Origin of the sequence: Streptomyces sp. NPDC058685 (assembly GCF_042714725.1) — a bacterium.
Classification (GTDB): domain Bacteria; phylum Actinomycetota; class Actinomycetes; order Streptomycetales; family Streptomycetaceae; genus Streptomyces.
The window spans coordinates 81,045-103,298 of sequence record NZ_JBHXSL010000001.1 but is presented as its reverse complement, the minus strand read 5'-3'; the positions used below and the strand labels follow the sequence as shown (position 1 = coordinate 103,298).

General features: G+C 66.9%; 17 protein-coding genes. 1 reads left to right on the top strand and 16 read right to left on the bottom strand.

All coding sequences use genetic code 11. The features are described 5' to 3' along the window. Nucleotides 1–22: 22 nt before the first annotated feature. From rpsS to rpsJ, 6 genes are read right to left on the bottom strand one after another with little or no spacing between them, the layout of a single operon-like run. A complete protein-coding gene (gene rpsS, locus ACFWU3_RS00490; RefSeq protein ID WP_030351437.1) occupies nt 23–304 on the bottom strand; it encodes a 30S ribosomal protein S19 in 282 nt (93 codons plus the stop codon). Nucleotides 305–316: 12 nt separating this feature from the next. Continuing rightward, a complete protein-coding gene (rplB, locus tag ACFWU3_RS00485) occupies nt 317–1,153 on the bottom strand; it encodes a 50S ribosomal protein L2 (RefSeq protein ID WP_384429010.1) in 837 nt (278 codons plus the stop codon). Nucleotides 1,154–1,192: 39 nt separating this feature from the next. Continuing rightward, nucleotides 1,193–1,516: a 50S ribosomal protein L23 gene (gene rplW / locus ACFWU3_RS00480; protein WP_313944687.1), complete on the bottom strand. Its 324-nt coding sequence runs from the start codon at nt 1,514–1,516 to the stop codon at nt 1,193–1,195. Continuing rightward, nucleotides 1,516–2,175, bottom strand: coding sequence for a 50S ribosomal protein L4 (gene rplD, locus ACFWU3_RS00475; RefSeq protein WP_313944688.1), 660 nt, complete (start codon nt 2,173–2,175; stop codon nt 1,516–1,518). The genes rplW and rplD overlap by 1 nt, the downstream gene beginning before the upstream one ends. A 5-nt stretch (nt 2,176–2,180) precedes the next feature. After that, nucleotides 2,181–2,825, bottom strand: coding sequence for a 50S ribosomal protein L3 (rplC, locus tag ACFWU3_RS00470; RefSeq protein WP_313944689.1), 645 nt, complete (start codon nt 2,823–2,825; stop codon nt 2,181–2,183). A 14-nt stretch (nt 2,826–2,839) separates the two neighbouring features. Beyond that, nucleotides 2,840–3,148, bottom strand: a complete 309-nt coding sequence (rpsJ, locus tag ACFWU3_RS00465; RefSeq protein ID WP_003948644.1) for a 30S ribosomal protein S10 — start codon at nt 3,146–3,148, stop codon at nt 2,840–2,842. 942 nt (nt 3,149–4,090) lie between these two features. Between rpsJ and ACFWU3_RS00460 the strand changes: the two genes are divergently transcribed. Next, a complete protein-coding gene (locus tag ACFWU3_RS00460) occupies nt 4,091–6,205 on the top strand; it encodes a PIG-L family deacetylase (protein ID WP_384429561.1) in 2,115 nt (704 codons plus the stop codon). Nucleotides 6,206–6,324: 119 nt separating this feature from the next. Here the strand turns inward: ACFWU3_RS00460 and tuf are convergent, their stop codons facing one another. The 10 genes from tuf to rplA all read right to left on the bottom strand — a co-directional run bounded on the left by tuf (nt 6,325) and on the right by rplA (nt 22,233). Then, entirely contained in the window at nt 6,325–7,518 is a 1,194-nt protein-coding gene (gene tuf, locus ACFWU3_RS00455) for an elongation factor Tu (protein ID WP_384429005.1), read from the bottom strand. Between the two features lie 161 nt (nt 7,519–7,679). Further along, on the bottom strand, nt 7,680–9,806 hold the full coding sequence (gene fusA / locus ACFWU3_RS00450) for an elongation factor G (RefSeq protein ID WP_384429002.1): 2,127 nt from the start codon (nt 9,804–9,806) through the stop codon (nt 7,680–7,682). A gap of 38 nt (nt 9,807–9,844) precedes the next feature. After that, nucleotides 9,845–10,315, bottom strand: a complete 471-nt coding sequence (rpsG, locus tag ACFWU3_RS00445; protein WP_147987673.1) for a 30S ribosomal protein S7 — start codon at nt 10,313–10,315, stop codon at nt 9,845–9,847. A gap of 2 nt (nt 10,316–10,317) precedes the next feature. Further along, complete coding sequence (gene rpsL / locus ACFWU3_RS00440; protein ID WP_003948652.1) at nt 10,318–10,689, bottom strand: 30S ribosomal protein S12; 372 nt, start codon at nt 10,687–10,689, stop codon at nt 10,318–10,320. Between the two features lie 331 nt (nt 10,690–11,020). After that, on the bottom strand, nt 11,021–14,935 hold the full coding sequence (locus ACFWU3_RS00435) for a DNA-directed RNA polymerase subunit beta' (RefSeq protein ID WP_384428999.1): 3,915 nt from the start codon (nt 14,933–14,935) through the stop codon (nt 11,021–11,023). Between the two features lie 96 nt (nt 14,936–15,031). After that, on the bottom strand, nt 15,032–18,514 hold the full coding sequence (gene rpoB, locus ACFWU3_RS00430) for a DNA-directed RNA polymerase subunit beta (RefSeq protein WP_384428996.1): 3,483 nt from the start codon (nt 18,512–18,514) through the stop codon (nt 15,032–15,034). A 550-nt stretch (nt 18,515–19,064) separates the two neighbouring features. Next, the gene (rplL, locus tag ACFWU3_RS00425; RefSeq protein ID WP_384428993.1) at nt 19,065–19,445 is read right to left on the bottom strand and encodes a 50S ribosomal protein L7/L12; all 381 of its coding nucleotides are present in this window, start codon (nt 19,443–19,445) and stop codon (nt 19,065–19,067) included. A gap of 108 nt (nt 19,446–19,553) precedes the next feature. Beyond that, nucleotides 19,554–20,081: a 50S ribosomal protein L10 gene (gene rplJ / locus ACFWU3_RS00420; RefSeq protein ID WP_384428990.1), complete on the bottom strand. Its 528-nt coding sequence runs from the start codon at nt 20,079–20,081 to the stop codon at nt 19,554–19,556. A gap of 351 nt (nt 20,082–20,432) precedes the next feature. Further along, entirely contained in the window at nt 20,433–21,374 is a 942-nt protein-coding gene (locus ACFWU3_RS00415) for a hypothetical protein (protein WP_384428987.1), read from the bottom strand. 136 nt (nt 21,375–21,510) lie between these two features. Then, complete coding sequence (rplA, locus tag ACFWU3_RS00410) at nt 21,511–22,233, bottom strand: 50S ribosomal protein L1 (RefSeq protein ID WP_352205671.1); 723 nt, start codon at nt 22,231–22,233, stop codon at nt 21,511–21,513. Between the last annotated feature and the right edge of the window lie 21 nt (nt 22,234–22,254).

The following is a 22,254-nucleotide window of genomic DNA, read 5'->3' as shown; positions in this document are numbered from 1 at the left end:
AGTCATAGTCAGTCACCCCGCCTTAGCGGCGCTTCGACTTCCGGTCGTCCTTGACGTGGCCGCGGAAGGTGCGAGTCGGCGAGAACTCGCCGAGCTTGTGGCCGACCATCGACTCGGTGACGAACACCGGGACGTGGATCTTGCCGTTGTGCACCGCGATGGTGTGACCCAGCATGGCCGGGACGATCATCGAGCGACGGGACCAGGTCTTGATGACGTTCTTGGTGCCGGCTTCGTTCTGGACATCCACCTTCTTGATCAGGTGGTCGTCGACGAAGGGCCCCTTCTTGAGACTGCGCGGCATCTAAACCCGCTCCTAGCGCTTCTTGTTCGTCTTGCGGCGGCGGACGATGTACTTGTTGCTCGCCTTCTTGGGAGAACGAGTACGACCCTCCTTCTGACCCCACGGGCTGACCGGGTGGCGACCACCGGAGGTCTTGCCCTCACCACCACCGTGCGGGTGGTCAACCGGGTTCATCGCGACACCGCGGACGGTCGGGCGGACGCCCTTCCAGCGCAGGCGGCCGGCCTTGCCCCAGTTGATGTTCGACTGCTCGGCGTTGCCGACCTCGCCGATCGTGGCGCGGCAGCGGGCGTCGACCAGCCGGATCTCACCGGACGGCATACGAAGGTGGGCCATCGTGCCCTCCTTCGCCAGCAGCTGCACGGAGGCACCCGCGGAACGGGCGAACTTCGCGCCGCCGCCGGGCCGCAGCTCGATGGCGTGGATGGTCGTACCGACCGGGATGTTGCGCAGCGCCAGGTTGTTGCCGGGCTTGATGTCGGCGGCCGGGCCGTTCTCGACACGGTCGCCCTGCGACAGGCCCTTGGGCGCGATGATGTAGCGCTTCTCGCCGTCTGCGTAGTGCAGGAGCGCGATGCGCGCGGTGCGGTTCGGGTCGTACTCGATGTGAGCGACCTTGGCCGGCACGCCGTCCTTGTCGTGACGACGGAAGTCGATCACGCGGTAGGCGCGCTTGTGGCCACCGCCCTGGTGACGGACGGTCACACGACCGGTGTTGTTACGGCCGCCCTTGCTGTGCAGGGGGCGGACCAGCGACTTCTCCGGCGTGGACCGCGTGATCTCGACAAAGTCGGCGACGCTGGAGCCACGACGGCCCGGGGTCGTCGGCTTGTACTTGCGGATACCCATTTCTCAGTCCTCGTCCGATTCCGGACGACTCGACCTCCGTCAGGAGGTCGGGCCGCCGAAGATGTCGATACGGTCGCCCTCGGCGAGGGTCACGATGGCGCGCTTCGTGTCGGAGCGCTTGCCGAAACCGGTGCGGGTGCGCTTGCGCTTGCCCTGGCGGTTGATCGTGTTGACCCCGGTGACCTTGACCGAGAAGACCGCCTCGACGGCCTGCTTGATCTGGGTCTTGTTCGCGCGCGGGTCGACGATGAACGTGTACTTGTTCTCGTCCAGAAGCGCGTAGCTCTTCTCGGACACAACCGGCTTGACAAGAATGTCGCGCGGGTCCGAGTACGTCTTGCTGGTGACGACGGCCTCAGTCATCAGGCGTCGCTCCCTTCGGTCTCAGCGTTCCGGCCAGTAGGCGCGCCGGACACGAAGGACTCGAAAGCGGCCTGGGTGAAGACCACGTCGTCGGAGACGAGCACGTCGTACGTGTTCAGCTGGCCCGGCTCCAGGATGTGCACCTGGGGCAGGTTGCGGGCGGACAGCCACGCGGCCTCGTCGGCGCGGTCGACGACCAGGAGCAGGTTCTTGCGCTCCGAGATCTTGCCGAACAGCGTCTTGGCGGCCTTGGTGGAAGCCGCACCCTCGACCACGCCGGAGACGACGTGGATACGGGAGTGACGGGCCCGGTCGGAGAGGGCACCGCGCAGGGCGGCGGCCTTCATCTTCTTCGGGGTCCGCTGCGAGTAGTCACGCGGCACGGGGCCGTGGACAACGCCACCGCCGGCGAACTGCGGCGCACGGGTCGAACCCTGACGGGCGCGGCCGGTGCCCTTCTGGCGGTAGGGCTTCTTGCCACCACCACGGACCTCGCCACGCGTCTTGACCTTGTGCGTGCCCTGACGGGCGGCGGCCAGCTGCGCGACGACGACCTGGTGGATCAGCGGGATGCTGACCTTGGCGTCGAAGATCTCGGCCGGGAGCTCAACGGTCCCGGACTTGTCGCCCGCGGGCGACAGAATGTCAATGGTGCTCATAGTCCTCAGGCCCCCTTGGCCGCAGTGCGGACCAGGACCAGGCCGCCGTTGGGACCGGGAACCGCGCCCTTGATGAGCAGCAGGCCCTTCTCCGCGTCAACGGCGTGAACGGTCAGGTTCTGGGTGGTGACCCGCTCGTTGCCCATGCGGCCCGCCATACGGAGGCCCTTGAACACACGGCCCGGGGTGGCACAGCCACCGATGGAGCCGGGAGAGCGGTGCTTGCGCTGGGTACCGTGACCGGCGCCGAGGCCCTTGAAGTTGTGACGCTTCATGACACCGGCGAAGCCCTTGCCCTTGCTCTTGCCCGTGACGTCAACCTTGACGCCGGACTCGAACACCTCGGCAGTGATCTCCTGGCCGAGCGTGTACTCGGCAGCATCGGAGGTACGGAGCTCCACCAGGTGGCGGCGGGGGGTCACGTCGGCCTTGGCGAAGTGGCCCTTGAGGGGCTTGTTCACCTTGCGAGGGTCGATCTCGCCGAAGGCGATCTGGACCGACTCGTAGCCGTCGGAGTCATTCGTACGGACCTGGGTGACAACACACGGCCCGGCCTTGACGACGGTCACCGGGACGACACGGTTGTTCTCGTCCCAGACCTGGGTCATGCCGAGCTTCTCGCCCAGGACGCCCTTGATCTGCTTTGCCATCTCTTCCGCGCCTCTCAGAGCTTGATCTCGATGTCGACGCCGGCCGGAAGGTCCAGGCGCATCAACGAGTCAACGGTCTTGGGCGTCGGGTCGAGGATGTCGATCAGGCGCTTGTGCGTGCGCATCTCGAAGTGCTCGCGCGAGTCCTTGTACTTGTGCGGCGACTTGATGACGCAGTACACGTTCTTCTCAGTGGGCAGCGGCACCGGGCCTGCGACCGACGCACCAGTGCGGGTCACCGTCTCGACGATCTTCTTCGCCGAAGAGTCGATGACCTCGTGGTCGTAGGCCTTGAGCCGGATGCGGATCTTCTGTCCCGCCATGGCTACTCAGTAGTCCTGTCTCTCGTAACGCTCCGGAACTCGGCGGGTACTGCATTCTTCTCCGACCCCCGCGGTCGGGCGTGTCGCACTCCCTCTACGAAGATCTCCCGAAGGATTTCCCAACCAAGGGGGTGCGGGCCTGAGCCGCGCATCGGGGGAAGAACACCCACCGAGTGCCTGGCTGGTACCCCGCTGACACTTCCCGGAAGATTCCCGTACGTCCGCTCCAGCGCTGCCCATCGGGCAGTTGGGGCGACGAGTACTGTGGGACTCGCTTCCGGTCCTCCCGGCGGGAGGCGCGCAGCATCGGCACTCAACCGAGCAACCCGGATAGTCTGCCATACGGGCCCGCGCCCTGGCCAATCGAGCCGAAGAGGTTACCGCGGCGGCTTTTGCTGTCAAACCCCGGCGCGCGGCGGACTCACGTCCGCGGGACCTGCCCGCGGGCGTTCCCCGGGTCTCCGCTGAGTCCCCCGGCCGTGGTCCCTGCCTCCCCGCCGACCGCGTCCAACCGGTCCGGAGCCTTGCACAGACGATCTCCGGCGCCTCTCCCCCGGTCGAACAAAAGTCGCGTTCAGAGCAACCCCCGGCATCGAACAGCCGTCTAGTCGATCGCGGAATGCGGCCCTGACCAGCCCGTCCGCGCTGTGGGGGACATCACTGGACGCAGCCGGGGGCCATGACCCGTCCGCTGCGGGGGAAGCGGACGGAGCGCGACACGTGAACGACAGACCTGCCCATGCCCCGACGCGCCCGGGACGCATACCGGGCGCGCGCACGGCCGGCGGCGAGCGCCGGGAGATACCGGGTGCGCGAAAGGCCGGTCCCGCACCGGCCGCCGACGCCCGGCTCCTCGCGTCGGCAGAGGGGCCCACGAGCCCCCGGCCCTCCGTGGCGGCCTCCGTGGCGGACGAGCCCGCGGGCCCCGCGCCCTGGCAGGGCATCGGCCTCAACCGGCCCGCCGCGACAAGCGATCCCGCACAGAGCACCGGCCGTACCCGCCCCCGCCGTCGCAGCGTCGTCGCCGCCGCCACCGCGCTCCTCGGCGCCGGCGTCCTCTCCTCCTGCTCCGTCCCCGCCTCCCGGCGGTCCACCCGCACCGCAGACCCGGCCCCCGGCCTGGCGATAGCCAGCACCCGCCGCGCCCAGCTGATGCAGATACTCGCCCACCCCGACGACGACCTGTACTTCATGAACCCGGACACCCAGCGGATGCTCGACGCCGGAGTGCCCCTCGTCTGCGTGTACGTCTCCGCCGGCGAGCACGACGGGCGCAACCACATACCCGGCGCTCCCGGCGTCCCCGCCGACCGGCCGGCCTACTCCTCCGCCCGGCACCAGGGTCTGCGGCAGGCGTACGCCACGCTCCTCGGGCTCGACAAGTTCACCGACTGGACCAAGGGCATCGCCTCCCTGCGCGGTGACCGGCTCGCCGAGATCAACACCCTCACCAACGGCAACCGCCGGGTCGAGCTGATCTTCCTCAATCTGCCGATGCACACCACCCGCCGCTGGATGGCGCTGCCCAGCCTCTGGCGCGACCGGGCACTCGGGCTCCAGACCGTCGTGGCCGAGGACTCCCCGCTGCGCAAAGCCGTCGCGTACGACTACGACAGCCTCGTCGACGTCCTCGTCGGGCTGATGGAGCAGTACCGGCCGACCGTCGTCCAGACGCTGGATCCGGACCCGGACATCCAGCACAGCGACGAGGCCACCCGGAAGAAGGACAGCGAGCAGCGCGGCTACTCCGACCACGCCGACCACACGGCCGTCGCCTGCTTCAGCTGGGCCGCGATGGTGCGCTGGGTGGCGGACGCGACCGCGGACGGCGGGCAGGTGCCCGGGTTCGTGGCGACCGCCTTCCGCGGCTACTACAACCGGCACTGGCCCAAGAACCTCCCCGCGCCGGTCGTCCAGAAGAAGGCCGCGCACCTCGTCCCGTACGGCGGCGACCCCGCCTGGGAGTGCGGCAATCCGTCCGGCTGCGGCGACTACAACGTGAGCGGCATGCGGCCACTGACCAACAAGAAGGGCTGGGTGCGCTCCACCCACCACCGCTACCCCGGCGCGCGCCCCGTGGTCGCCGCGGACCCCGACGGGCGCCTCGCTGCGTACGGAGTGCTCGGACTGCGGGCGGTGCGCTGGCGTGAGACCCGGCCCGGCAGCGGCCAGTGGGGCGCCCCCGACGACCTGGGCGGAGGCCCGCTCGCCCCCGCCCTCGGCTCGGCGGCGCTGCCCGACGGCCGGCAGCTCGTCTTCGGGCTGCGGTTCGCCTCCCTGGGCGGCCACGGCGGACCGAACCGCCGCGAGGTGGTCGTTCTCGAACAGCGCACCCCGGGTGGGGAGTTCCTCGCCTGGGACGGTCTCGGCAACCCCGAGCGGGACGAGGACCGCGGTCGGCGCATCGGCGTTCCGGTCGCGGTGACCGCCCCCGACGGCCGGGTGCATCTCTTCGTACGCAACGCGGACAAGGGCCTCAGCACGCGGGTGCGGACCACCGACGGACGCTGGGGCCGCTGGCAGGACCTCGGCGGCGAGGAGGTCCAGGACGGGCTGTCCGCGGTCGTCGACGGCTCGGGCCGGGTCCATGTCTTCGCGGCCGGCCGGGAGCGTGTGCACCACTGGGCGCAGGACGTCCTGGGCGAGGAGATGACCTTCCGCGCGGACGACGGCGCCGACCTGCCCGCGCCGGGCGACGCGATCGCCGCGCTGCCCGCCCCCGGCGGCGGCATCGAGCTCTACTACCGCAGACCGACCGCGGTGCCCGTGACGGCGGTACGCGCCGGCGGGGCCCCGGCGCGCGCCCGGACCCTGCGGTTCGACGGCCACGGCCCGGTGAGCGCGGCCACCGCGCCCGGTGGCCCGGTGCTGCTGGGCACCGACCTCCGCGGACGGGTCCAACTCCACACGCCCCGGGGCGTCCTGACGCGTACTCAGGGAACCGAGCCGCTCTCCGGACCGACGCTGACGGTGACCCGCTCCGGCACCACGGCCGTGGGCCTGGGCGCGGACGCGCACCCCTGGCTCTGGTACCCGCAGGCCGGCACCGCCGGCTGACCACCCCCGCACCGCCGGCTGACCACCCCCGCCGACAACGCGAAGAGGCCCCGCACCTTTCGGTGCGGGGCCTCCTGCTTGGTGCTCGATCAGGAGCTACCAGGTCAGACCGACAAGATTTACTTGTTGATCTTGGTGACCTGGCCGGCGCCCACGGTCCGGCCACCCTCACGGATGGCGAACTTCAGGCCCTCCTCCATGGCGACGGGCTGGATCAGCTCGACCGTCATGACGGTGTTGTCGCCCGGCATGACCATCTCGGTGCCCTCGGGGAGGGTCACGACGCCGGTCACGTCCGTGGTACGGAAGTAGAACTGCGGGCGGTAGTTGTTGAAGAAGGGGGTGTGACGGCCACCCTCGTCCTTCGACAGGATGTAGGCCTGGGCCTCGAAGCTCGTGTGCGGCGTGACCGAACCCGGCTTGATGATGACCTGGCCGCGCTCGACGTCCTCGCGCTTGATGCCACGGAGGAGCAGACCGACGTTCTCACCGGCCTGGCCCTCGTCGAGCAGCTTGCGGAACATCTCGATGCCGGTGACCGTGGTGGTGGTCTTCTCGGTCTTGATACCGACGATGTCGACGGTCTCGTTGACCTTGAGGATGCCACGCTCGATACGACCGGTGACGACGGTGCCACGACCGGTGATCGTGAAGACGTCCTCGATCGGCATCAGGAACGGCTTGTCGACGTCGCGCTCGGGCTGCGGGATCGACTCGTCGACGGCGGCCATCAGGTTCAGGACCGACTGGCCCCACTCCTTGTCGCCCTCGAGCGCCTTGAGCGCCGAGACCTTGACGACGGGAACGTCGTCGCCCGGGAACTCGTACTCGGAGAGGAGCTCACGCACCTCGAGCTCGACGAGCTCCAGGATCTCCTCGTCGTCCACCATGTCGGCCTTGTTCAGGGCGACGACGATGTACGGAACGCCGACCTGGCGGGCCAGGAGCACGTGCTCCTTGGTCTGCGGCATCGGGCCGTCGGTGGCGGCAACCACGAGGATCGCGCCGTCCATCTGCGCGGCACCCGTGATCATGTTCTTGATGTAGTCGGCGTGACCCGGGCAGTCGACGTGCGCGTAGTGACGCGACTCCGTCTGGTACTCGACGTGCGCGATGGAGATGGTGATACCGCGCTGGCGCTCCTCGGGAGCCTTGTCGATCTGGTCGAAGGCCGAGGCCTCGTTCAGGTCCGGGTACGCGTCGTGCAGCACCTTGGTAATGGCGGCCGTGAGGGTCGTCTTACCGTGGTCGATGTGACCGATGGTGCCGATGTTGACGTGCGGCTTAGTCCGCTCGAACTTCGCCTTCGCCACTGGGTCCTCCTGTGGAGTGGTTCTGTACGCCTTGCTTCATCGGCGCCAGGTGATCTTTGCTGGGATGCCGGGGCCCGGGGCATTCCCACCGATTACTTGCGTAACGGCCGGAATGCCCCAGCAGGCTCCGGTGACAAGCCTAAAGCGTGAACTCGGGAGAGTTACTCGCCCTTGGCCTTCGCGATGATCTCCTCGGCGACGTTCCGCGGAACCTCGGCGTAGGAGTCGAACTGCATCGAGTAGCTTGCGCGACCCGAGGTCTTGCTGCGGAGGTCTCCGACGTAGCCGAACATCTCCGAGAGGGGCACAAGGCCCTTCACGACGCGAGCGCCGCTGCGCTCCTCCATGGCCTGGATCTGGCCACGGCGGGAGTTGAGGTCGCCGATGACATCACCCATGTAGTCCTCGGGCGTGGTGACCTCGACGGCCATCATCGGCTCGAGCAGCACGGGGGACGCCTTGCGGGCACCCTCCTTGAACGCCTGCGAACCGGCGATCTTGAACGCCAGCTCGGAGGAGTCGACCTCGTGGTAGCCACCGTCGAGGAGGGTGACGCGGACGCCCACCATCTCGTAGCCGGCCAGGATGCCGAACTGCATGGCTTCCTGCGCACCGGCGTCGACCGACGGAATGTACTCACGGGGGATGCGGCCACCCGTGACCTTGTTCACGAACTCGTAGGTCGCGTCGCCGCCCTCGATGGGCTCCAGCGCGATCTGCACCTTCGCGAACTGACCGGTACCACCGGTCTGCTTCTTGTGCGTGTAGTCGATACGCTCGACGGCCTTGCGGATCGTCTCGCGGTACGCGACCTGCGGCTTGCCGACGTTCGCCTCGACGCGGAACTCGCGCCGCATGCGGTCGACGAGGACCTCGAGGTGAAGCTCACCCATACCACCGATGATGGTCTGGCCGGTCTCCTCGTCCGAGTGCACCTGGAAGGAGGGGTCCTCCTCCGCGAGACGCTGGATGGCGACACCCAGCTTCTCCTGGTCACCCTTGGACTTGGGCTCGATCGCGACCTGGATGACCGGCGCCGGGAAGTCCATGGACTCCAGGATCACCGGGTTCTTGTCGTCGCACAGCGTCTCACCGGTGGTGGTCTGCTTCAGGCCCATGACGGCGACGATGTCGCCGGCACCCACCGACTCGATCTCCTCACGCTTGTTCGCGTGCATGCGGTAGATCTTGCCGATGCGCTCCTTCTTGCCCTTGGTGGGGTTCAGCACCCCGGTGCCGGACTCCAGGCGACCCGAGTAGACCCGGATGAAGGTGAGCTTGCCCAGGTGCGGGTCGCTCGCGATCTTGAAGGCCAGGGCGGCCAGCGGCTCGTCGTCGGACGGACGGCGCGTGATGACCTGCTCCGCGTCCTTGACGTCGTGGCCGTCAATGCCTTCGACGTCGAGGGGCGAGGGGAGGTAGCGCACAACCGCGTCGAGCAGGGGCTGAACGCCCTTGTTCTTGAACGCGGTACCGCAGAAGACGGGGGTGACGGTGGTGCCGCCGCCCTTGCCGGACGCGATGGTGATACGACGGATCGCCTGGTAGAGCTGCTCCTCGGTGGGCTCCTGGCCCTCGAGGTAGAGCTCCATCATCTCGTCGTCGTTCTCCGACACGGCTTCGAGCAGCTTGCCGCGCCACTCGTCGGCCGCCTCGGTGTGCGTGGCCGGGATGTCGACGACGTCGTACATCTCGCCCTTGGTGGCCTCTGCGGACCAGACAAGAGCCTTCATACGAACGAGGTCGATGACGCCCTTGAAGTCTGCCTCGGCACCGATCGGCAGCTGCATCACGATCGGGGTCGCGCCGAGGCGGTCCACGATCATGTCGACGCAGCGGTGGAACTCAGCGCCGGTGCGGTCGAGCTTGTTGACGAAGCAGATACGCGGCACGCCGTAGCGGTCCGCCTGACGCCAGACGGTCTCGGACTGCGGCTCAACACCGGCGACACCGTCGAACACGGTGACGGCACCGTCGAGGACGCGGAGCGAACGCTCCACCTCGACCGTGAAGTCCACGTGGCCCGGGGTGTCGATGATGTTGATGGTGTGATCGACGTCCTCGAGCGGCCAGTGACAGGTCGTCGCGGCGGACGTGATCGTGATGCCGCGCTCCTGCTCCTGCTCCATCCAGTCCATCGTGGCAGCGCCGTCGTGGACCTCACCGATCTTGTAGCTCACACCGGTGTAAAACAGGATGCGCTCGGTGGTCGTCGTCTTGCCCGCGTCGATGTGGGCCATGATCCCGATGTTGCGGACCTTGGCCAGGTCAAGCGAAGTGGTGGCCATAAGGCTCAATCTTCTCTCGGTCTCGATGTGGGTAGCGACTACCAGCGGTAGTGCGCGAAGGCCTTGTTGGACTCGGCCATCTTGTGCGTGTCCTCACGCTTCTTGACCGAAGCGCCGAGGCCGTTGGAGGCGTCGAGCAGTTCGTTCATGAGGCGCTCGGTCATGGTCTTCTCGCGACGGGCGCGGGAGTAACCGACGACCCAGCGCAGCGCGAGGGTGGCGGCGCGACCGGGCTTGACCTCGATCGGCACCTGGTAGGTGGCGCCACCGACACGGCGGGACTTGACCTCGAGAGACGGCTTGACGTTCTCGAGGGCGCGCTTCAGCGTGATGACCGGGTCAGCGCCGGTCTTCTCGCGGAGGCCTTCCATGGCGCCGTAGACGATCCGCTCGGCAGTGGAACGCTTGCCGTTGAGCAGGATCTTGTTGATCAGCGACGTGACAAGAGGAGAACCGTAGACCGGGTCGATGATGACCGGGCGCTTCGGGGCGGGGCCCTTACGAGGCATTCTTACTTCTCCTTCTTGGCGCCGTAGCGGCTGCGGGCCTGCTTGCGGTTCTTGACGCCCTGGGTGTCCAGGGAACCGCGGATGATCTTGTAGCGAACACCCGGCAGGTCCTTCACACGGCCACCACGCACGAGCACGATGGAGTGCTCCTGCAGGTTGTGTCCCTCACCCGGAATGTAGGCCGTGACCTCGATGCCGGAGGTCAGACGCACACGCGCGACCTTCCGCAGGGCCGAGTTCGGCTTCTTCGGGGTGGTCGTGAACACACGCGTGCAGACGCCGCGGCGCTGAGGGGAACCCTCGAGTGCGGGCGTCTTGTTCTTCTCGACCTTGTCCTGCCGGCCCTTACGGACCAGCTGCTGGATCGTAGGCACTACTTCTCCGGTTTCTGTGTGCCGTGTAGTGAAACTAACCTGGAACATCTCCGACCCACGCGGTCGGGTGTGTCGAATACTGCAGACCTTCGCCGCCAGGCGAAAAGAGCGCAGATTACGGTGGCCTCGTTCTCAGGCTCGCCGTGCGGCTGAAGACACGCACACGAGCCCAGGCACACCCCAGGCACAAGGTCAGAGCGTACCTACCGCATCGGCTCCGGTCAAAACAACTGCCCACGCGCAGCACACACGAGCCTGCAACATACGACACAGGGCGGCCATCCCGCGAGGGATGGCCGCCCTGTGGACGTCCTGAGGGACGTACTACTGCTTACTGGTTGTACGGACCGTAGTCGTAGTCCTCCAGCGGAACAGCCTGGCCGGAGCCGGTGCCGAACGGCGAGTAGTCGATGTCGTCGTAGCCGACGGCCGAGTACATCGCGGCCTTGGCCTCCTCGGTGGGCTCCACCCGGATGTTGCGGTAGCGGGACAGACCCGTACCGGCCGGGATGAGCTTACCGATGATGACGTTCTCCTTGAGGCCGATCAGGGAGTCCGACTTGGCGTTGATCGCCGCGTCGGTCAGAACCCTGGTCGTCTCCTGGAAGGACGCCGCCGACAGCCACGACTCGGTCGCGAGCGAGGCCTTGGTGATACCCATCAGCTGCGGACGGCCGGAGGCGGGGTGACCGCCCTCGGTGACCACACGACGGTTCTCGGTCTCGAACTTCGACCGCTCGACGAGCTCGCCCGGAAGCAGCTCGGCGTCGCCGGACTCGATGATCGTCACCCGGCGGAGCATCTGCCGGATGATGATCTCGATGTGCTTGTCGTGGATCGACACACCCTGCGAGTTGTAGACCTTCTGGACCTCGCCGACCAGGTGGACCTGGACCGCGCGCTGACCGAGGATCCGCAGCACGTCGTGCGGGTTGGTGGCACCCACGGTGAGCTTCTGGCCCACCTCGACGTGGTCGCCCTCGCCCACCAGGAGACGGGCACGCTTCGAGATCGGGAACGCCGTCTCGTCGCTGCCGTCGTCCGGGGTGACGACGAGCTTCTTGGTCTTCTCGGTCTCCTCGATACGGACGCGGCCGGCCGCCTCCGAGATCGGGGCGACACCCTTGGGCGTACGAGCCTCGAAGAGCTCGACGACACGGGGCAGACCCTGGGTGATGTCGTCACCGGCCACACCACCGGTGTGGAAGGTACGCATCGTCAGCTGGGTACCGGGCTCACCGATGGACTGGGCGGCGATGATGCCGACCGCCTCACCGATGTCGACCAGCTTGCCGGTGGCCAGCGAGCGTCCGTAGCAGAAGGCACAGGTGCCGACCGCGGACTCACAGGTCAGGACCGAGCGGGTCTTGACCTCCTCGACACCGGCGCCCACCAGGGCGTCGATGAGCACGTCACCCAGGTCGACGTTGGCCGGCGCGATGACCTTGCCGTCGACGACGACGTCCTCGGCGAGCATCCGCGCGTACACGGAGGTCTCGACGTCCTCGGTCTTGCGCAGCGAGCCGTCGGCACCCCGCTCGGCGATCTTCAGCTTGAGGCCACGGTCGGTGCCGCAGTCCTCCTCGCGGATGATCACGTCCTGCGAGACGTCCACCAGACGACGGGTCAGGTAACCCGAGTCGGCGGTACGCAGGGCGGTGTCCGCCAGACCCTTACGGGCACCGTGCGTGGAGATGAAGTACTCCAGCACGGACAGGCCCTCACGGAACGACGCCTTGATGGGACGCGGAATCGTCTCGTTCTTGGCGTTGGACACCAGACCACGCATACCGGCGATCTGACGCATCTGCATCATGTTTCCGCGAGCACCCGAGTTCACCATCATGAAGATGGGGTTGGTCTTCGGGAAGTTCGCGTTCATCGCCTCGGCAACCTCGTTGGTCGCCTTGGTCCAGATGGTGATGAGCTCCTGCGTGCGCTCCTGCTTGGTGATCAGGCCGCGCTCGTACTGCTTCTGGACCTTCTCGTCCTGCTCCTCGTAGCCCCTGACGATCGCCTTCTTGGCCTCGGGGACCACGACGTCGGAGATGGCCACGGTGACACCGGAACGGGTCGCCCAGAAGAAGCCCGCGGACTTCAGGTTGTCGAGCGTCGCCGCCACGATGACCTTGGGGTAGCGCTCGGCCAGGTCGTTCACGATCTCGGAGAGCTGCTTCTTGCCCACCGAGTAGTCGACGAACGGGTAGTCCTCGGGCAGCAGCTCGTTGAAGAGCGCGCGGCCCAGCGTCGTGCGCAGCCGGAAGCTGTCGCCCTGCTGGTACACACGCTCGCCGACGCCGTCCTCGCCCTCCTCGGCGGCCGGCGGGGTCCAGCCGCGCGGCGGGATGGTGCCCACCGGGAAGCGGATGTCGACCTTCGCCTGGAGCGAGAGCTCCTTGGCGTCGAACGCCATGATCGCCTCGGCGGTGGAGCCGAAGGACCTGCCCTCGCCCTTGACCTCGCGCTCCTCCTCGTCCGTGGTGAGGAAGAAGAGGCCGAGCACCATGTCCTGGGTGGGCATGGTGACCGGACGGCCGTCGGCCGGCTTGAGGATGTTGTTCGAGGACAGCATCAGGATGCGGGCCTCGGCCTGCGCCTCCGCGGAGAGCGGCAGGTGCACGGCCATCTGGTCACCGTCGAAGTCCGCGTTGAACGCGGTGCAGACGAGCGGGTGGATCTGGATGGCCTTGCCCTCGACCAGCTGCGGCTCGAAGGCCTGGATGCCGAGGCGGTGCAGGGTCGGCGCACGGTTCAGCAGCACCGGGTGTTCGGCGATGACCTCTTCGAGGACGTCGTACACGACGGTGCGGCCACGCTCGACCATGCGCTTGGCCGACTTGATGTTCTGCGCGTGGTTCAGGTCCACCAGGCGCTTCATCACGAACGGCTTGAAGAGCTCCAGCGCCATGGCCTTGGGCAGACCGCACTGGTGCAGCTTCAGCTGCGGACCGACGACGATGACGGAACGCGCCGAGTAGTCGACTCGCTTGCCGAGCAGGTTCTGACGGAAACGACCCTGCTTGCCCTTCAGCATGTCGCTGAGGGACTTCAGCGGGCGGTTACCGGGACCGGTGACCGGGCGACCGCGGCGGCCGTTGTCGAACAGCGCGTCGACGGCCTCCTGCAGCATCCGCTTCTCGTTGTTCACGATGATCTCGGGGGCGCCGAGGTCGAGAAGACGCTTGAGGCGGTTGTTGCGGTTGATCACACGGCGGTACAGGTCGTTCAGGTCGGAGGTCGCGAAGCGGCCACCGTCCAGCTGCACCATCGGACGCAGGTCCGGCGGGATGACCGGCACGCAGTCCAGCACCATGCCCTTGGGGCTGTTGCTGGTCTGCAGGAACGCGGAGACGACCTTGAGGCGCTTGAGCGCACGGGTCTTCTTCTGGCCCTTGCCGGTACGGATGATCTCGCGGAGGCGCTCGGCCTCCTCGTCGAGGTCGAAGGACTCCAGGCGCTTCTGCAGCGCCGCGGCACCCATCGAGCCGTCGAAGTACGTGCCGAAGCGGTCACGCAGCTCGCGGTAGAGCAGCTCGTCACCCTCCAGGTCCTGGACCTTGAGGTTCTTGAAGCGGTTCCACACCTCGTCGAGGCGGTCGATCTCGCGCTGCGCACGGTCGCGCAGCTGCTTCATCTCACGCTCGGCACCCTCGCGCACCTTGCGGCGCACGTCGGCCTTCGCACCCTCGGCCTCGAGCTCGGCCAGGTCGGTCTCGAGCTTCTTGGCACGGGCCTCGAGGTCGGAGTCGCGACGGTTCTCGACCTGCTGACGCTCGACGGAGACGTGGGCCTCCAGCGAGGGCAGGTCGCGCGTACGGCGCTCCTCGTCCACGAACGTGATCATGTAGGCGGCGAAGTAGATGACCTTCTCGAGGTCCTTCGGCGCCAGGTCCAGCAGGTAGCCCAGACGGGACGGGACACCCTTGAAGTACCAGATGTGGGTGACGGGGGCGGCCAGTTCGATGTGGCCCATCCGCTCACGGCGCACCTTGGCACGCGTGACCTCGACGCCACAGCGCTCACAGATGATGCCCTTGAAGCGGACACGCTTGTACTTGCCGCAGTAGCACTCCCAGTCCCGGGTCGGACCGAAGATCTTCTCGCAGAAGAGTCCGTCCTTCTCGGGCTTGAGCGTGCGGTAGTTGATGGTCTCCGGCTTCTTGACCTCGCCGTGCGACCAGGTTCGGATGTCGTCCGCGGTGGCAAGGCCGATCCGCAGCTCGTCGAAGAAGTTGACGTCGAGCACTGTGCGTCAATCCCTCTTTCGGGGTCGAGTCTCAATCATGGTCTGAACGGTCCCGGGGATGACGGGGGGCTCTGAGCGAGCCCCCCGTCAGGCCCGTCAGACCTCTTCGACGCTGCTCGGCTCACGCCGGGACAGGTCGATACCGAGCTCCTCCGCCGCGCGGAAGACGTCCTCGTCGGTGTCGCGCATCTCGATGGACATGCCGTCCGAGGACAGCACCTCCACGTTGAGGCAGAGCGACTGCATTTCCTTGATGAGCACCTTGAAGGACTCGGGAATGCCCGGCTCGGGGATGTTCTCGCCCTTGACGATGGCCTCGTAGACCTTCACGCGGCCGGTCACGTCGTCGGACTTGATGGTCAGCAGCTCCTGGAGGGCGTAGGCGGCTCCATAAGCCTCGAGCGCCCACACCTCCATCTCACCGAAGCGCTGGCCACCGAACTGTGCCTTACCACCCAGCGGCTGCTGCGTGATCATCGAGTACGGACCGGTCGAACGTGCGTGGAGCTTGTCGTCGACCAGGTGGTGGAGCTTGAGGATGTACATGTACCCGACCGAAACCGGGTCCGGGAACGGCTCACCGGAGCGGCCGTCGAACAGGTTGGCCTTGCCGGACGGCTGGACCATCCGGTTGCCGTCGCGGTTCGGGATCGTGGACTCGAAGAGACCCGAGATCTCGTCCTCGCGCGCACCGTCGAAGACCGGGGTGGCGACGTTGGTACCGGCGGCGACCTCGTCGGCGCCGATGACCTTCAGCCGCTCCATCCACTCTTCGCTGCCCTCGACCTTCCAGCCCTGGCTGGCGAGCCAGCCGAGGTGGATCTCGAGGACCTGTCCCGGGTTCATTCGGGACGGCACACCCAGCGGGTTGAGGATGATGTCGACCGGGGTGCCGTCCTCCAGGAACGGCATGTCCTCGATCGGCAGGATCTTCGAGATGACGCCCTTGTTGCCGTGACGGCCGGCGAGCTTGTCACCGTCGGTGATCTTGCGCTTCTGCGCGACGTAGACGCGGACCAGCTGGTTCACGCCCGGCGGCAGCTCGTCGCCCTCTTCGCGGTCGAAGACGCGGACGCCGATGACCTTGCCGATCTCACCGTGGGGCACCTTCAGCGAGGTGTCACGCACTTCGCGCGCCTTCTCACCGAAGATCGCGCGGAGCAGACGCTCCTCCGGGGTCAGCTCGGTCTCACCCTTGGGCGTGACCTTGCCGACGAGGATGTCGCCGGCGACGACCTCGGCACCGATACGGATGATGCCGCGCTCGTCGAGGTCCGCGAGGACCTCCTCGGAGACGTTCGGGATGTCCCGGGTGATCTCCTCGGGGCCGAGCTTGGTGTCACGGGCGTCGACCTCGTGCTCCTCGATGTGGATCGAGGAGAGGACGTCGTCCTGCACGAGGCGCTGCGACAGGATGATCGCGTCCTCGTAGTTGTGGCCCTCCCACGGCATGAAGGCGACGAGCAGGTTCTTGCCCAGCGCCATCTCGCCCTGCTCGGTGGCCGGACCGTCGGCGAGAACCTGGCTCTCGACGACGCGGTCGCCCTCGTTGACGACGACCTTCTGGTTGACCGAGGTGCCCTGGTTGGAGCGGGAGAACTTCGCGACGCGGTACGTGGTGTACGTGCCGTCGTCGTTGGCGACCGTGACGTAGTCCGCGGAGACCTCCTGGACCACACCGTCCTTCTCGGCCTTGATGACGTCACCGGCGTCGACCGCACAGCGGTACTCCATGCCGGTACCGACCAGCGGCGCCTCCGCCGTGATCAGCGGAACGGCCTGACGCATCATGTTCGCGCCCATGAGGGCACGGTTGGCGTCGTCGTGCTCGAGGAACGGGATCATGGCGGTCGCGACCGACACCATCTGGCGCGGCGAGACGTCCATGTAGTCCACGTCGGAGCCCGGGACGTAGTCGACCTCTCCGCCACGACGGCGGACCAGCACGCGGTTCTCGGCGAACCGCATGTCGTCGGTCAGCGCGGCGTTGGCCTGCGCGATGACGAAGCGGTCCTCCTCGTCGGCGGTCAGGTAGTCGACGTCGTCGGTCACCTGGTCGTCGACGACACGGCGGTACGGCGTCTCGACGAAACCGAACGCGTTGACGCGGCCGTAGGACGCGAGCGAGCCGATCAGACCGATGTTCGGGCCTTCAGGGGTCTCGATCGGGCACATGCGGCCGTAGTGCGACGGGTGAACGTCTCGGACCTCGAAGCCGGCCCGCTCACGGGAGAGACCACCCGGACCGAGCGCCGACAGACGGCGCTTGTGGGTGAGACCCGACAGCGGGTTGTTCTGGTCCATGAACTGCGACAGCTGGCTGGTGCCGAAGAACTCCTTGATGGAGGCGACGACCGGCCGGATGTTGATCAGAGTCTGCGGCGTGATCGCCTCGACGTCCTGGGTCGTCATGCGCTCACGCACGACGCGCTCCATACGAGCCAGGCCCGTGCGGACCTGGTTCTGGATGAGCTCGCCGACGTTGCGCAGACGACGGTTGCCGAAGTGGTCGATGTCGTCGGTCTCGACGACGATCTGGGTGCCGCTCTCGCCGACCGTGTCGGTCTCACCGGCGTGCAGCTTGACCAGGTACTTGATGGTCGCGATGACGTCGTCGGTGGTGAGCACGCCGGCGTCCAGCGGCTCGTCCGCGCCGAGCTTCTTGTTCACCTTGTAGCGGCCGACCTTGGCGAGGTCGTAGCGCTTCGGGTTGAAGTAGAGGTTCTCGAGCAGCGTCTGAGCAGCCTCACGCGTGGGCGGCTCGCCCGGGCGGAGCTTGCGGTAGATGTCGAGCAGCGCGTCGTCCTGGCCCTGGGTGTGGTCCTTCTCCAGGGTGGCGCGCATCGACTCGTACTCGCCGAACTCCTCGAGGATCTGCTCGGTGGTCCAGCCGAGAGCCTTCAGGAGGACGGTGACGGACTGCTTGCGCTTGCGGTCGATGCGGACACCGACCATGTCGCGCTTGTCGATCTCCATCTCGAGCCAGGCACCCCGGGACGGGATGATCTTGGCCGTGAAGATGTCCTTGTCGGACGTCTTGTCGATGTTGGAGTCGAAGTAGACACCCGGCGAGCGGACCAGCTGCGACACCACGACACGCTCGGTGCCGTTGATGACGAACGTGCCCTTGTTGGTCATGAGCGGGAAGTCGCCCATGAAGACCGTCTGAGACTTGATCTCGCCGGTCTCGTTGTTGGTGAACTCGGCGGTGACGAAGAGCGGGGCCGCGTACGTGAAGTCGCGCTCCTTGCACTCGTCGATGGAGTTCTTCGGAGGCTCGAAGCGGTGGTCGCGGAAGGTCAGGGACATCGACCCGGAGAAGTCCTCGATCGGGGAGATCTCCTCGAAGATCTCCTCCAGACCGGACTTCGTGGGGACGTCCTGTCCGCTGTCCAGGGCCGCCTCGACTCGAGACTTCCAGGCGGCATTGCCGAGAAGCCAGTCAAAGCTCTCGGTCTGCAGCGCGAGGAGGTTCGGAACCTCGAGGGGCTCCTTGATCTTTGCAAAAGAGATGCGCAGCGGGGCGGTGCTGGCGCCGTTGTTCGTATTCGCGGTCGAGGCGTTGCGCGAGGCGGCCAAGAGGGGGTCCTTCCGAGGGCTCGGACTCACTACGCGCGTACCGGTCCCATGCCGGACACAGAGGAAGAAATCCCAGCTGGGGGATGTTCAGTCCACTGTGCTCATGCGTGGGGATGCCCCTGGTGACGGGCAGGAGGCAGCTAACAGGCAGCGCAAAGGGTCAGTGTAGCCACTTGGCACACTGATGTCCAGTGCGGGTTTTCGAGACCCTCGTTGTTCTCAACTCCGCGTAAGCCCTCGCGCCGGGAGGCGCACATCCTTACTGCCCGTTCGGTCGTCGATCCATGCCTCGGATCCGGATCGTTGTGACGACGCGTCCTGAGAATTGCGCGCTCCGTGCGGTTCGTCAAGGCCCCCCAACCCAACCGGCTGACGGGATCGTCACTGACCAGGGTGCGGGACGCACGGCGAAGATCACGATACTCGTCGCAAACGGAAGCGCAATGCGCCCTGTCCACAACGCCGAAGGGCGACCACCCGAATGGGTGATCGCCCTTCGCTGTGTCTCCCGCGGAACCTGAGCGGAACCGGCGGTGGGAGACTCAGAAGGTCACTTGACCTCGACGGAGGCGCCAGCGGCCTTGAGGGACTCGGCAGCCTTCTCAGCGGCCTCCTTGGCGACCTTCTCGAGAACCGGCTTCGGGGTGCCGTCGACGAGGTCCTTGGCCTCCTTCAGACCCAGGGAGGTCAGCTCACGCACGACCTTGATGACCTGGATCTTCTTGTCGCCGGCGCCCGTGAGGATGACGTCGAACTCGTCCTGCTCCTCGGGGGCCTCGGCGGCAGCGGCCGGGCCGGCGGGGGCGGCGGCAACCGCGGCGGCGGCGGTGACGTCGAACTTCTCCTCGAAGGCCTTCACGAACTCGGAGAGCTCGATGAGGGTCATCTCTTCGAACTGCGCGAGCAGGTCGTCCTGGCTGAGCTTCGCCATGATGGCGGTCCTTCCACTAAATCGGCTGGTGCCGGATGTACATGAAGGCGGGCGTACAGGCCCGCTACGACCGGTGCGTCACATAGCCCCGGTCAATGCGCGAGCCGATTACTCGGCACCGCCCTGCTCGGCCCTCTTGGCACGAAGCGCCTCCGCGGTGCGGACGAACTTCGACGGGAGCGCCTGGAAGAGCGTGGCAGCCTGCGACTGCTTGCCCTTCAGAGCGCCCGCCAGCTTGGCGAGCAGAACCTCGCGGGACTCGAGGTCCGCAAGCTTCTTGATCTCGTCGGCGGACAGCGCCTTACCCTCAAGGACACCGCCCTTGATGACGAGAGCGGGGTTGTCCTTGGCGAAGTCACGCAGTCCCTTCGCCGCCACCACCGGGTCACCGGTGACGAAGGCAACAGCCGTCGAGCCCTTGAGGTGCTCGTCCAGCTCGATCCCGGCCTCCTTGGCCGCGATCTGGGTCAGCGTGTTCTTCACCACTCGGTACTGAGCGTTCTCGCCGAGAGAACGGCGAAGCTCCTTGAGCTGCGCCACGGTCAGTCCGGTGTAGGACGTCACAACAGCTGCATTGGAACCGCGGAGCTTCTCCGTGATTTCTGCAACGGCTGCGACCTTGTCGGACGTCGCCATGTGCCTCGGCCTCCTTCCGGGGTGATGATCCTCGGCTGACCTTTCGATCAACCGCACGTCGCCGGACCGCCTGAATCAGGCACGTGGAGAAGGGGCTCTGCACAAAACGAAACGCCCCGGCACAGGTGCACGGGGCGTGAACTCGACCGGACGGAACCGTCCGGGAGTACTTCCACAGTCACCTGCGCGGGTCGTTCGCAGTTCAGCGAATCCTTCGGCCGCCGCACCCTCTTGCGAAGGAGCAGCAACGACCAGCGGTCTTTGGCTTCTGGGGAAGAGTACGTGAAGCGGTCCAGGTCAAGCAAATCGGGCCTACGGGGCCGCCGACGGGCTCGCCGACGGCCGCTCGGGTCAGCTCCGGCCGGAGGACTCCAGGCCCTCACCGAGCTCCTTGAGCATCCCCATGAGGTCGAAGGTGTCCTTCGCCGGCGGCGCCTGGACGGCGGCCTCGGAGCCGTAGTCCGTGTAGTGGGTGACGATCGTGACCTTGCCCTCGGGGGTGTCCATGCCGACGTTCATCCGCACCGGATACTCGTCCTCGTTGACCCAGACCTCGGTCTCGTACCCCTTGATGCCGGCCTTCTCGACACCGGCGAGCAGGTCCTTGCGCTCCTTCTCACCGAGCACCTTCAGCGACTCGTTGGAGGCCACCATCTCCGCGACGGTGAGCGTTCCCTTGTAGTGCTGGGCCTCCACCCCGTCGATCTTCTCCGCGCCGACGTGCTTGACGTTCGGAGAGTCGAGCAGCATGGCGAGCTGCTGGGCCGGGTCCTGGTTCATGTTCTGCAGGCCGCCGGTCATCTGCTTCTGCAGCGCCTTGTCCCCCGACCCGGCCGCCATGGCGCCGAGATCCAGCTTCATCCAGCGCTTGCCGTCCATGTCCTGAGCCATCTTGGTGCCCATGTCCATGTACATGACGTCGTTCTGCCAGACCATGCGGACCTGCGCGGGCATGCCCGGGTCCGCCTTGAGCATGGACCCCTTCATGGTCATGTCCATCACGGTGGGGTCCCAGCCCATGACCCCGGACAGCTCCATGGTGCCGCCGTCGTCCATCGTGGCGGGCGCGGTCATCGTCATCCGGACCTTGGCCGACTTCGCGGCCGACGTCTTCTTGTAGGCCGCCGTGAGGACCTGCGTCACCGCGTCGCGGGACTGCGTCGTCCGGTCCTTCCCCGGCGCACCGGCGGCCTTCTCGGTGCCGTTCCCGCCCTGACATCCGGCCGCTGCTGCGGATATGACGGCCACGGCCGTCAGCGAGACGCCCGCGCGCCTCCATGCGGACATGCTCATGCCCCACCCCTCGTCGTGAACGAATTCGAACCGTAGCGCACACGTACGACAGTGGGACGAGAAAAAACCGGCCCCCGCACCTCCGGAGAGGTGCGGGGGCCGGCTTCGTGCGCGAGACCCGCGGCTGCCGTCAGGTTCAGACGGCGGCCGGGTCCTCCTCGACGAGGAGGTTGCGGGTGCGGTTGGAGTCCAGCGGGATGCCGGGGCCCATCGTCGTGGTCAGGGTCGCCTTCTTGATGTAGCGGCCCTTCGCGGCGGACGGCTTCAGACGGAGGATCTCCTCCAGAGCCGCGGCGTAGTTCTCGACCAGCTTCGTCTCGTCGAAGGAGACCTTGCCGATGATGAAGTGCAGGTTCGAGTGCTTGTCGACGCGGAACTCGATCTTGCCGCCCTTGATGTCGTTCACAGCCTTGGTGACATCGGGGGTGACGGTGCCGGTCTTCGGGTTCGGCATCAGACCACGCGGACCGAGCACGCGGCCCAGGCGGCCGACCTTGCCCATGAGGTCCGGGGTGGCGACGACGGCGTCGAAGTCCAGACGGCCCTTCGCAACCTCGTCGATCAGTTCGTCGGAGCCGACGATGTCGGCGCCCGCGGCTTCCGCGGCCGCAGCACGGTCACCGGTCGCGAAGACCAGGACCCGGGCGGTCTTGCCGGTGCCGTGCGGAAGGTTGACGGTGCCACGGACCATCTGGTCGGCCTTGCGCGGGTCGACGCCCAGGCGGAAGGCGACCTCGACGGTTCCGTCGAACTTGGTGGCGGCGGTGTCCTTGGCGAGACGGACGGCCTCGAGCGGGGCGTAGTTGCGCTCCCGGTCGATCTTGGCATCCGCAGCGCGGAGGTTCTTGCTGCGCTTCACTTCTGCTCCTGTGGTGTGTTC

What these genes read in the sequence shown, in the direction of transcription:
- rpsS (WP_030351437.1), bottom strand. Translation starts at nt 304, where the DNA reads ATGCCGCGCAGTCTCAAGAAGGGGCCCTTCGTCGACGACCACCTGATC.
- rplB (WP_384429010.1), bottom strand. Translation starts at nt 1,153, where the DNA reads ATGGGTATCCGCAAGTACAAGCCGACGACCCCGGGCCGTCGTGGCTCC.
- rplW (WP_313944687.1), bottom strand. Translation starts at nt 1,516, where the DNA reads ATGACTGAGGCCGTCGTCACCAGCAAGACGTACTCGGACCCGCGCGAC.
- rplD (WP_313944688.1), bottom strand. Translation starts at nt 2,175, where the DNA reads ATGAGCACCATTGACATTCTGTCGCCCGCGGGCGACAAGTCCGGGACC.
- rplC (WP_313944689.1), bottom strand. Translation starts at nt 2,825, where the DNA reads ATGGCAAAGCAGATCAAGGGCGTCCTGGGCGAGAAGCTCGGCATGACC.
- rpsJ (WP_003948644.1), bottom strand. Translation starts at nt 3,148, where the DNA reads ATGGCGGGACAGAAGATCCGCATCCGGCTCAAGGCCTACGACCACGAG.
- fusA (WP_384429002.1), bottom strand. Translation starts at nt 9,806, where the DNA reads ATGGCCACCACTTCGCTTGACCTGGCCAAGGTCCGCAACATCGGGATC.
- rpsG (WP_147987673.1), bottom strand. Translation starts at nt 10,315, where the DNA reads ATGCCTCGTAAGGGCCCCGCCCCGAAGCGCCCGGTCATCATCGACCCG.
- rplL (WP_384428993.1), bottom strand. Translation starts at nt 19,445, where the DNA reads ATGGCGAAGCTCAGCCAGGACGACCTGCTCGCGCAGTTCGAAGAGATG.
- rplJ (WP_384428990.1), bottom strand. Translation starts at nt 20,081, where the DNA reads ATGGCGACGTCCGACAAGGTCGCAGCCGTTGCAGAAATCACGGAGAAG.
- ACFWU3_RS00415 (WP_384428987.1), bottom strand. Translation starts at nt 21,374, where the DNA reads ATGAGCATGTCCGCATGGAGGCGCGCGGGCGTCTCGCTGACGGCCGTG.